Origin of the sequence: Actinoplanes campanulatus (assembly GCF_014647795.1) — a bacterium.
Lineage (GTDB): Bacteria > Actinomycetota > Actinomycetes > Mycobacteriales > Micromonosporaceae > Actinoplanes > Actinoplanes campanulatus.
Genome location: NZ_BMPW01000001.1, coordinates 380,956 through 392,281 on the forward strand (window position 1 = coordinate 380,956; position 11,326 = coordinate 392,281).

General features: G+C 73.5%; 8 protein-coding genes. 1 reads left to right on the plus strand and 7 read right to left on the minus strand.

The window, feature by feature from the left end; genetic code table 11:
- Positions 1-47: 47 nt before the first annotated feature.
- From IEZ13_RS01660 to IEZ13_RS01690, 7 genes are all read right to left on the minus strand, one after another.
- On the minus strand, positions 48-1,442 hold the full coding sequence (locus tag IEZ13_RS01660; RefSeq protein WP_229794403.1) for a lipopolysaccharide biosynthesis protein: 1,395 nt from the start codon (positions 1,440-1,442) through the stop codon (positions 48-50).
- Complete coding sequence (locus IEZ13_RS01665) at positions 1,427-3,016, minus strand: hypothetical protein (protein ID WP_183215909.1); 1,590 nt, start codon at positions 3,014-3,016, stop codon at positions 1,427-1,429. Before IEZ13_RS01665 ends, IEZ13_RS01660 begins: the two co-directional genes overlap by 16 nt.
- The gene (locus IEZ13_RS01670; RefSeq protein ID WP_183215911.1) at positions 3,013-4,980 is read right to left on the minus strand and encodes a hypothetical protein; all 1,968 of its coding nucleotides are present in this window, start codon (positions 4,978-4,980) and stop codon (positions 3,013-3,015) included. Before IEZ13_RS01670 ends, IEZ13_RS01665 begins: the two co-directional genes overlap by 4 nt.
- Positions 4,977-6,074: a glycosyltransferase family 4 protein gene (locus tag IEZ13_RS01675; protein ID WP_183215913.1), complete on the minus strand. Its 1,098-nt coding sequence runs from the start codon at positions 6,072-6,074 to the stop codon at positions 4,977-4,979. The genes IEZ13_RS01670 and IEZ13_RS01675 overlap by 4 nt, the downstream gene beginning before the upstream one ends.
- Positions 6,071-6,937: a glycosyltransferase family 2 protein gene (locus tag IEZ13_RS01680; RefSeq protein WP_183215915.1), complete on the minus strand. Its 867-nt coding sequence runs from the start codon at positions 6,935-6,937 to the stop codon at positions 6,071-6,073. The genes IEZ13_RS01675 and IEZ13_RS01680 overlap by 4 nt, the downstream gene beginning before the upstream one ends.
- 100 nt (positions 6,938-7,037) lie before the next feature.
- Complete coding sequence (locus tag IEZ13_RS01685) at positions 7,038-7,721, minus strand: L-type lectin-domain containing protein (RefSeq protein WP_229794404.1); 684 nt, start codon at positions 7,719-7,721, stop codon at positions 7,038-7,040.
- A 266-nt stretch (positions 7,722-7,987) separates the two neighbouring features.
- Positions 7,988-10,198, minus strand: a complete 2,211-nt coding sequence (locus tag IEZ13_RS01690; RefSeq protein WP_183215919.1) for an FAD-dependent oxidoreductase — start codon at positions 10,196-10,198, stop codon at positions 7,988-7,990.
- A 288-nt stretch (positions 10,199-10,486) separates the two neighbouring features.
- Between IEZ13_RS01690 and IEZ13_RS01695 the strand changes: the two genes are divergently transcribed.
- Positions 10,487-11,248 (plus strand): glycerophosphodiester phosphodiesterase family protein, encoded by a 762-nt coding sequence (locus IEZ13_RS01695; RefSeq protein WP_229794405.1) that lies wholly within the window; start codon positions 10,487-10,489, stop codon positions 11,246-11,248.
- The last annotated feature ends 78 nt before the right edge of the window (positions 11,249-11,326 follow it).

Below are 11,326 nucleotides of genomic sequence, written 5' to 3' on the forward strand. Positions count from 1 at the left end.
GCCGGCTTGCTGCCGCTTCTCAAACCCACGGGGTACGCCGTGAGCACTCATTCCTTCGCCGTCGCTCTCGTGGTTGCCGCTTTCCGGTCGCGCTCGGCCCACCCGGACGGCGCCCGCCCCACCACCGCCTCCGGGCCGGCCGGCTCACGGGTGGCCGGTGTGCGGGCCGGTTCGCGGAGGGTGGGGCGGTGACGGAGGGCCACGGCCGCGACCAGGAGGGCGGCCGCCGTCTGGCCGGCCAGCCAGGCCAGGCCGGCGCCGGTCACGCCGTGGGTGGGCAGCAGCAGCCAGGCCAGGACCAGGCAGGTCACGGCACGGATCAGGTTGAGGCGGCGGCAGAGCCGGAACTCGCCACGGGACCGCCAGTGCGCCACCGCCAGGTTCGCCACCGCGTCCGGGAGAGCGGCCAGCACCAGGATTCGCAACAGCGTTCCGCCCTCGGTGGCGTAGGCCGTGCTGAACAGGCCGAGCACCAGATCGCCCCCGGCCAGCAGGGCGACCGCGGGGACGCCGACCACGGCCGCCACCACGACGGCGGCGCGGGTGACGGTGACCTGGGCGGCGTTGGTCCGTTCCGCGTACAGGGCCGAGGCGACCGCCGGGGACACCATGAAGAGCATCGAGGCGGTCATCCAGGCCAGGTAGAAGTGGGCGTTCGCATCGGCGCCCAGCCGGGCCGTGACCAGCACCGGCAGGAGCGCCGCCGGACCGGCCTGGGTCAGGTTGATCAGATGATGGCCGGTGAGGGCGGCCCGCAGATGGGGCAGTTCGGAGCGCAGGCCGGTGAGCCGCGCCCGGGCGCCCGGGCGGAGCCGGCCCAGCGCGGCGACGATCGTGACCAGGCTGATCACCAGCGTCGGCAGGGTCCAGGAGAGCAGCACCGCCACCGTGCCGTGGAAGCCTGCGGCGAGCACCCCGGCCAGGGCGACGATCTTGCCACCGGCCACGGCCAGGTTGCGCAGCAGCATGCCGTGCCCGGCCCGGTGGGCGACGTAGAGGTTGTCCAGCAGGGTGGTCAGCGTGACGGCGACGGCGGTGGCGATCAGCGCGGCCGTCGCGCCCGCCCCGGCCAGGAACGCGAAGTTCCCGGACACCGCCGGAACTGCCACCGCGGTCAGGGCGGCCGTGGCCGCGGTGGCCACCGAACCGGCGAACAGGCCGGCGCCGACGACGCGGGACCAGGTTCCGGTGTCGATGCCTGGCAGGCGCTGGATGAACATGTGCCCGGCGCCCAGGTTGGCGATCATGCTGACCGCGGTGGCGGCCGAGATGAGGGCGGTCGCCGGGCCGACCTGGTCCGGCGGGACGGTCCGCGCCGCCAGCATCCAGTAGAGATAGCCGAGACCGCCGTTGCCCACCGTGGTCGCCATGATCAGCAGGCTGTTCCGGGCCAGTGAGTCCCCGGACAGCCGCCGGGCCGTGGCGATCAGCACGCGGTCCACTCCGTCTTCTCCAGAACGGGGATCGGGCCGAAGGACCTCTCGGCGGAGGGTGCATGGTTCGCGTCGTCGGCGGGACGCGGGCCGGTGAAGCGGCCCCGGAAGCCCGGGCGGTTCACGCCGGCCGTGGCGTCCCCGGCGGGCGCGTCCGCGGGAGCGGCGGCGGTGTCCTTGGCATCCGGCTGTTTCCGATCAGGGATGACCGCCGTACCTCCGGCGCCCGGGTGATCGGTGCCGGGAACGGCGGCCGTCGCTCCCGGCGCGGGGCGATGTCCGCCGTCGGCGCCCGCGCCCGCTCGACCGGCGCCGTCGCGGGTCCCGGGCCGGTGCCGGCCGGCATCCACGTGGGTGCCGGGCCGGTGCCGACCGGCATCCGGGCGGGTGCCTGCGGCGCCGTCACGGGTACCCCGCCGATGATCACCGGGAACAGCGGCATCCGTACGGGCGTGACCGGCGTCGTCACGGGTGCCCCGCCGATGACCGCCGGGAGCCGTTGCGTCGCCGGCGTTCGGGCGAGCGTGAGCAGCGCCGTTGTGGGTGTGGGCACCGCCCCGATCGGCGACCGCGGCATCGGCCGGGGCCGAGCCGGAACGACCGGAGTCGCCGCGCGTGGTGCCGGCGGCGGTGGTGGAGGTGTGCCGGCCCCGGCAGGAGGTGGAGCGGGTGACGACGGGCAGGCCGCGGGCGTAGAAGCCGGTGCTGATCGCGCCGACGCTGATGTCGATCGCGCGGAGGCAGCCGTCCGGGGGAAGGGCCGGGATGTGGACGGTCAGCGAGCGGACCGTGTCGGCGGCCACCGTCAGCGGGGCGCTTGCCACGATCCGGCCGCCGACCCGCAGCCTGAGCCGGGTGGTGGTGTCGGCCAGGCCGGCGCTGGCCACCCGGACCGGGACGGACAGGCCACGGGCCGGAACGGTGACCGGGCGGTTGATGGCGGCCGCCCAGCCGCTCAGGGCGACACTCAGGTAGCCGGGCTCGGCGGGGTGCGGAGCTTTCAGATACCCGCGGACGGCCACCGCCCCGACGGCCACCGCCAGCAGCACCGGGACGCCGACGATCGCGGCCGTCCGGGCGTACCCCGGCTCGTGGTTCTGACCATCCGCCGAGGCCGCGGCCCCGGCAGAAGGGTGACCGGCGGCATCGCGGGGAGGGCTCCCGCCGAGAGAGCGACCGCCGGGATCGGCTGAGACGGTCGCGTGGCCGCGCTGGGACGGCAGGACGGCCGGAGCGACCGCACGGCGGGTGGTCAGGCGCTCCCGCAGAAGGGCCGCCCCCGCGAGGAGCGTCGCGGTGGTGGCGCCGCCCACGGTCAGCGGGACCGGCCGGACCTGATGCCCGGCGAGGTGCAGCAGCAGCGCCACCAGCGGCAGGGTGATCAGGCCACTGACGGCGGACAGGCCGGCCCGGACGGCCGGCAGCGCGGTCTCCGCCGGGCGGCCGGGCAGGGCGCGGATCCAGAGTTCGCCGATGGCGTAGAGCGCCACGAGGCAGAGCGGGGCGGCGAGCCAGGGCCGGCCGGCGGCGGCGAGGGCGCCGCCGAGGCCGGCGTACGCGAACAGCAGCGGCCGAATCATCATGCCCCCATGCGGACGCGCTGGCCCAGGCTGTCGAAGTCGAAGCGGTAGATCGCCACGTGCGGCCCGTCGTAGATCTTGATCAGCCAGGGCAGGGTGTCGAATTTGGTCAGCTGGGACCGGGTGAAGCCGGGTTTCCCGTTGTGCGGGATCGGCTCGTTGTTCTCGAAGTAGATCTTGATGTCCGGCACCTGTTCGGCCATCCGGCGGTCCACCACCAGGTATTCGAAGCGCCAGGTCCGAAGCTGCTCCAGGATGGCGGCGGGCATCGGCCTACCGGGCTGGGCGATGTACAGGTCGTAGGCGCGGAAGCTCTCCGAGCCGGTGGTCGGCTCCTGCTCGCCGTAGGACCCGAAGATCAGCCCGGAGTAGCGGTCGGCGACCAGTCGCGCGCCGCGGCCCCGGGTCTCCAGCAGCCATCGGGCGGCGGCCATCACCTCGGGGGTGGCGGCCCGGGTGTCCGAGCCGAAGACCGGCGGGCCGGGCATGCGGTAGGCGGGGTTCATGCCGGAGGCCGTGTTACCGATCATCACCAGGGCGCACCCGGTCAGCAGCAGGGCGCCGACCGGGCCGGATGCGGTCAGCCGCGAACGGCCGATCGGACGGCCCGCCCGGTCCAGCAGTGCGGTGATCAACGGGGCGACGGCCAGGGCGATGCCGAGGTAGCTGAACGCCCAGGACCGCCGTGCGCCCTCCGCCCCGGAGGGCGTGAGGATCAGCAGGGTGGCCGGGAAGTAGAGGGCGCCGAGCAGCAGCATGGCGGCCGAGAGGGCCCGGGTGAGCGGTTCGGCGCGACGGCGGCGGCGCCACCAGAGCAGCGCGGCGCCGACCGCGGCGAGCAGGGCGAAACCCGGGGCGGCAAACGCGGCCTGCTGCTCCCACCAGGGGGCGATCGACTGGCTGAACAGGGTGCGGCCGCCGGAGCCGCCTCCCGCCATGCCGCCGAACTGGTCGAGCGCCCGGCCCAGGTACGGCTCGAGGTAGCGGCCGGTGCGCGGTGAGACGACGCCCATCCAGATCGCCACGGTCGCGCCCGTGGCGACGGTGAGCAGCCATCCGGTGCGGGCCGGGCCGGACAGCGCACGATCGCGCCAGGCGGCGACCGTGCAGCAGAACGCGACCAGTCCGAACATGCCGGTCAGCCAGATCGCGGTGAGATGGTGGGTGGCGGCGATCGCCACGGCCAGCACCAGCGTCAGCGCGAACCAGCGGGCGCGGGCCGCCCGGCCGTGGGCGCGGACGGCGCGCAGCCCGGCCACCAGGGCCCAGATCATCACGGCGATCGCCAGCGACTCGTAGCCCAACTGGGTGTCGAAGTAGAGGAACGAGCTGTTGAGGCTGTAGATGATCGCGGCCGCGGCGGCGATCCGCGGGTCCGGCCAGAGCTGTCCGGCCAGGACCACGACACCGAGCACCACCAGTACGTGGGCCAGCATCAGCACGCACAGGGCGGCGTGCCAGACGGTGAGGCCGGTGAGCGAGGCCAGCGAGGCGACGGTGGCGTGCAGGCCGGGATAGTCGCCGATCACCCGGACGATCGGGTTCTGCTGGAACAGCACGCCGTCGAGGAGGATGTCCCGGCTCTGTCCCCAGTGGGCGTACTCGTCGTGGAACAGCGGTCCGGTGGGGTTGCGCAGCAGTTTCGGCAGGTAGGTGAAGCAGGCGTAGCCGATCAGGACGGCGAGCCGGAGCCGGTGGTCCGAGCCGCGGCGGATCCCCCAGTACGCCGCCGGCAGCGTGAAGACCAGCATCCCGCCCCAGAACCAGGTGAACGCGCCCTCCTGTCCCCATTCGGCCCGCCGGTACGCGATGACGAGCGCAGCGGCCCCGACCGCCGCGGCGATCGTGAGACTGGTCCCGGCGACGGCCGGCCCGGCCCAGGCGCGCCGGGGCGGCTCGGGCGGCCGGTCGTCCCGCCGGTCGGTGGTACGGCCGACCGTGGCCGATGCGCTCGCCAGTTCGCTCATGGGGTGACGGCACCTGCCGCGGGTGCCGTGCGGTGGGCCACCGCGGCGTAGACGTCCCGGGTCGCACCCACCACGTCCGGCCAGGTCGGCAGAATCGCGGGACGGGTACGGCCGGCGGCCGCGGCGGCAGCGAGTGCGGCCGCCAACGCGGACTCGTCGTCCGGGTCGGCGAACCGCAGCCACGCGCTGTCCCCGGCCAGCTGCGCGACCTCACGGTGCGCCGGGATCGGGGTGGCGACGGTAGGCAGCCCGGCGGCGAGCGCGTCGGCCACCCCCATGCCGAACGCCTCGTACTCGGAGGCGGACACCGCCGCCGACGCGCTCGACAGGCAGGACTCGAAGGCCGCGTCGTCGAGCCGCCCGTGGAAGACCACCCGCCCGGCCAGCCCGAGGTCGGCGGCGAGCTGCCGCAGCCGGTCGCCGGCCGGGCCGGTGCCGACCACGTCGAGGCGGTGCTCCGGGCCGAGCCGGGTCATCGCCCGGATCACCCGGTCCACCCGCTTGTACTGCTCCAGCCGCCCGACGCAGAGGATGCGCCGGGTTCGGGGCGGCCGTGCGCTGGGGGCCGGCCGAGGGTCGGTGCCGTTCGGGATGACCACGATCCGGGTGGCGACCGCCGGGAAGTCCCGCAGCACCAGTTCGCGTTCGGCGGAGGTGACGCAGACGACGGCCGAGGCGCGGTGCATGACGGCACGGCCGAGCGGCCGGTAGAGCGGATGCAGAGCGGCCCGGAAGCGGGTGTGCCCGGTGCCGTGGTAGTGCGGCGTGAACACCAGCGGAGTGCGGTTGCCCAGGGCGGCGCAGAGCGCGGCGAGGGCGTGGTAGCTGTGTGCGTGCAGGACGTCGTACTCGGCGGCGTGGGCACGCAGCCAGCGCCACAGCGGGACGGAGAGCCGGTAGTTGCCGGCCGGGACGGTGAGCGGGAAACGGCGTACCACGACGCCGTCCACGGTCTCCACCGAGCGGGTGGCATGCTGGGTGATCACCTCGACGTCGTCGCCGGCGGCGATCAGGCCCGCGCAGAGCCGCTTGACATGGGTCTCCACCCCGCCGATGTCGGGGTGGTAGGCGTTCGAGACAACTCCGATCCTCATCGGGCGGCCCGGTCCTTGGCCCGGCGCCCGGCCTTGGCGCGCTTGGGCCGCCACTCCCGGGCGATGGTGCGCAGCACCCGCATCCCGTCGGTGAAGGCGTTGAGGTTGCTGACGCCGTGGATCCGGGAGTGCTCGAAGCTGGCCACCTCGACGATGGCCAGGTCGGCCCGGGCCGCGCGCAGGTTGAGCAGGGTCTCGATCTCGAAGCCGTCGCCCCACAGCCGGCCGTCCGTGTTGTTCGGGGCCGGCGAGGTGCTGTCCAGGTCGAAGACGTCCAGGCAGTGCGCCCAGAACGCGTTGTAGCCGTAGCAGAGGTCGCTGTACCGGGTTCCGAACAGGACGTTGACCAGCGTGCTGAGGCACTTGTTGCCGGCCCGGCGCAGCCGGGTGATGTCGGCGCTGCCGCCGGCGCCGTGGAAGCGGGACCCCTTGGCGAAGTCGGCGCCGTCGCGCAGCGCCTGCACGAAGCTGGGGATCTCCAGCGGGTCGGTGGACCCGTCGGCGTCGATCATGACGATGATGTCGCCGGTCGCCTGGGCGAATCCGCAGGCCAGGGCGTTGCCCTTGCCCTTGCGGTTCTGCCGTACGACGTGGATGTCGGGACGCAGCCGCCGGGCCACCGCCACGGTGTCGTCGGTGGATCCACCGTCGACCAGGACGATCTCGTCCACCTCCGGAAGCCGCGCGAAGACGTGCGGCAGGTTCTGGGCCTCGTTCAGTGCGGGGACGATGACGCTGACCCGGGGCCGTGGCTCGGCATCACCCTCGGGCGGGGTCGCCGGAATCTTGATCTCGATGTCGGTGGCGGTCAGGGACATGACGTCGCCGGTCTCGTCGGGGAGCACACGGTTGGCCGTGGGCATGGCTGTCTCCGATCGGGGCATGGTGGGAGTCGGCCCGGTCCGGGCCGGGGGCATGGTGACGGGCCGGGGCGCGTGCGCCCCGGCGGGAAGAGAACGTGTGTCAGGCCTGCGGTGTGGTGACGGCCCAGTCGTAGACGTCCTGGCGGGAGGTCACGTCGCCGGTGGCTCCGGTGAACCCGATCCACCCGCGGTTCTCACCGGTGGTCTGGGCGACGTCCACGCTCTCGTCGAGCAGGAGCTGTTCGGTGGCGCCGGGCGCGAGGGCACGGGCGTGGACGGTGATCCGTTTCGCGGCGGCGTCGTAGCCGATCCGGGCCCGGAACGGCTTGCCGAGCAGCGGCATCGAGGGCTCGGCGGTGGCGATGTGCTGGTCGGGGTCGCCGCCGAGCGTCACCGCGACGTGGTTGCTGTTGGGGTCGGGCGTGTTCTGGTAGGTGTCGAACTCCACCGCCACGCTGCGGCTGATGCCCCGGTAGCCGATCCCGCCGCCCCAGCCGCCGAGCGCCCGCGGGCCGATGCCCTGCGCCACGAAGGCGATGCCGTCGGCGCCGCTCCGGACGCCGCCGCGCAGGCGCGCCGTGAAAACGATCTCGAACGAGCGGGTCAGGTCCAGCCGCCTGACCAGCCAAGCCGATCCCATCTGCTTGAAGCCGTCGTTCGTGAGCCGGATGATGGGCTTGCGATCACCCTTGCGGGGGACCAGTTCGGCCGTCCCGCTGAGCGACAGCTCCCGGTCCGGCCGTGGCTTGCCGTCGGCCGCGAACGCTCCTCCGGATTGCGCCACGGCAGCCGTGGAGAGCAGTACAGAGGCCCAGAGAGCGCCCCGCGCCACTCGGGATGAACGAGAAAAACGCACGACATGCTCCGTTTCAGCGGATTTGCCCGACTTAGACTTGGCCAAAGCTAGGACAGTCCGCGAAGCCGCGTTAGCGAGTCTCCGTTATTACCCCCGGATGGCTTCACCCCCGAGGGAACCGTACGTATGCGATCCATTGCCGATAGTAGGCAGAAATGGGCGGTTTTCCGGCGGGGTACCGGCGAGTAACAGCCTCAGCGGAGAAGGCGCTCGCGCTTCGGATCGAACAGGGGCTCGGCCGTCACCGTGGCGAGCAGCCTCCGCTCGAAGTATCCGACCTCCACCTGCGTGCCGGGGACCGCCAGGACGGACGGCAACCAGGCGTACGCGATGGGCGCCCCCACCGAACATCCGTACGCCGCACTCGTCACATGGCCCACCACGAACCCGCCCGCGTACACCGGCTCACCACCCACCGGGACGTCCCCGGTCTCCGCCAGCACCAGACAGGCGCTGCTCCGCTCCGGGTCGGCCTCGTCCTCGTCGGTGGTGTCGGTCCACCGGAGCCGGTGACCCTTCTCCATCCGCAGGCAGTCCCGGGCCAGCCGGCCGGCGGCGACCAGGCCCAGCTCCCGGCCCGCCTCCCAGAGGGTGTCCCACAGCCGGGGCCCGTACCCGGCCTCGGCCCAGATCTCCCAGCCCAGCTCGCCTGCGGCGGAAATGCGCAGCAGGGTGACCGGCGCCATGCCAAGGTGCCCCTCCCGCGCCTGGAGGTGGCCGAAGGAGGCGAGGTCGACCGTGGTGAGCGGGCCGAGCAGCTCCCGGGCGGCCGGACCCCACACCGCGAGCGCGCAGGTGCCGGCCGAGACGTCGCGCACCGTGACGCCGGGCGGGACGGCGCGCAGCAGCCGGTCCAGGTCGAGCGGGCCGTTGACGCCGATCAGGAACCGGGACCCGGCGAGCCGCGTCACGGTGACGCCGCCCCGCGGCCGGATCGTCCCGACCGGGATGTCGGCGCCGGCGGCGAACGGGCCGGTCACCTCGATCCGGGTGAGCGGGGTCAGGTCGAACAGCCCGACCCGGCGGCGCGTCAGCCGGGCCTCGGTCTCGGCGATCGGCGACCAGTGCCGGCCCGACCACTCGTCCCGGGTGACCGGTGGATCGGGGGCCGGGTTGGACGCGTACCACAGCGGGGTCTCCCAGCCGCCGTCCTCGCCGAACACCGCGCCCAGCTCGGCCTGCCGGGAGTGGAACGGCCCGATCCGCAGATCGCGGACCCCGGGCGGGTCGGCCGGATGGGCCGGCCGCTGCTCGTCGGCGAGCCGGCGGACCGCGCGGCGCCGTACGTACTCCGGGGCGAGCCGGCCCGGATCGAACCGGTTGAGATCGCACTCGTGCAGGTCGATCACGGGACGGCCGTCGACGATCCACTCGGTGAGAGCCTTCGCCACGCCCGCCGAGTGCGCCACCGGCACGGCCTCGGCGACCCACAGACCGCGCGGCTCCCGGGCCTCGCCGAGCAGCGGGAACCCGTCCGCGGTCACCCCGAGCACCCCGTTGTACGCCTCGTCGAGGGCGGTCCCGCGCAGCGCCGGGATCAGGTCGGTGGCCGCCGTCCAGGACTGCCGGAAGGTGTCCGGGGTGAACGGCAGCATCGCCGGGTGCGCGTCGCCGGGCAGGTCACCGAGCCGGACCGGGCGCGGATCGGGCCGGACCGAGCCGATGCCCAGTCGGTCGCCGTGGGCTCGCAGGTAGAGGCCACGGTCGGGGTGCCGGACGATCGGCAGGGAGTCGCCGGCGCCGGCCGCGGTGGTTCGCACGTACTGCTGGACCATCGGGACGATCGGCCGGCCGGTGGCGCCCCAGAATCCGGTGCAGCTCACCACCAGGTCGGCTGGGAAGACCTCGTCCTCGGCCGTGTGCACCCCGGTGATCCGGCCTTTATCGGTCAGCAGATTGGTGACGCGCCTATTTCCGATAAACCGCGCGCCGCGCGCCGTGGCGTTCGCGGCCTGGATCTCGGCGGCCCGGACCGCCGCCACCAGACCGTCCGACGGGACGTGCAGACCGCCCAGGACCAGCGATTTGTCCAGCAGCGGGAAGAGGGCGAGACAGCCGGCCGGGTCGACGACCGTGGAGTGGACCCCCCACGCCTCCCCGAACCCGTGCCGCCGGTGCAGATCGGCGAGCCGCTCCGGGGTGGTGGCCAGTTCCAGTCCGCCGACCGCCGAGTAGCAGCCGAGCCGCGCGTACTTCTCCGCGGTGTAGCGGGCCAGCCTGGTCAGGGTCCGGGACGGCGCGATCTGGGAGACCAGCCCGGGAGTGTGCGAAGTCGACCCGCCGGTCTCGAAGAGCGGCCCCTGCTCCAGCACGGTGACATCGGTCCAGCCCCGCGCGGTCAGCTCGTCGGCCATGGCACAGCCGGTGACGCCCGCGCCGATGATCACCACCGCCGGGCCGGGCAACGGTCAGCCCGCCGGGCTCAGCGGCGCCGTCCAGCGCAGGTGAGGATGACGGGGAATCGATCGCAGCCGGGCGTGCCGCCGGGCACCGAACCGGCGGGTCACCAACCGAATCTTCTGGGCTCGCGGCCGCACCGGTTGATGGAGCGCCATCGTCGAAATCACCGTTCTTCCCTCCACCCATGCGAGGCCGCGGCCACACTGTGGGACAAGGATCTTCACGTCCGGGGCCGAGGTCAATGGGCCGATCCGTCTTTTACATCTGTGCAACAAGCCCGGCATACTGCCCGGGTGCGCCATCCGTTCCTTGACGGCCCCGGCCCGCTCGCCTTCGCCCATCGCGGCGGGGCCGCGGCCGGTGACGAGAACACCGCGGAAGCCTTCGAGCGGGCGGTCGCCATCGGCTACCGGTACGTGGAGACCGACGTGCACGCCACGGCCGACGGGATCCCGGTCGTCATCCACGACGCCGAACTCGACCGGGTCGCCGGCAGGGCCGCCCGGGTCGCCGATCTGACCTGGGCCGACCTCGCCACCGTACGGGTGGGCGGCGCCGCCGCGGTGCCCCGCCTCGACGATGTGCTGCACGCCTGGCCGCGGATCCGGTTCAACATCGACGTCAAGTCCGACCCGGTGGTCGAGCCGGCCGTCGCCGCGGTCCGGGCGGCCGGCGCCGAGGACCGGGTGCTGCTCGCCTCGTTCAGCGACGCCCGGCTGGCCCGGGTCCGGGCGCTCGGCGGGCCGAAGATCGCCACCTCGCTGGGCATGCGCGGTGTGGCGCGGCTCCGGATCGCCGCGACCGCCGGGGTCCGGCTCCGCCTGCCGGAGTCGGTGGCCGCCGCCCAGATCCCGGTCCGGCACGGCCGGATCACCCTGGTCACGCCGCGCTTCGTGGGCTACCTGCACCGGCTCGGGCTGCACCTGCACGTGTGGACGATCGACGATCCGGAAGAAATGGTTCGGCTGCTCGATATGGGCGTGGACGGAATCATGACGGACCGTATCGAGGTACTTCGCGACGTCTATGCGGCGCGCGGTTTCTGGTCCGGCTGAGGAGTTGGCCGCTCACAGACCGTTCCGCTAACCTCCCAGTTCAGCGGCATCTACCCAAGATCGCATGAACCCACGACA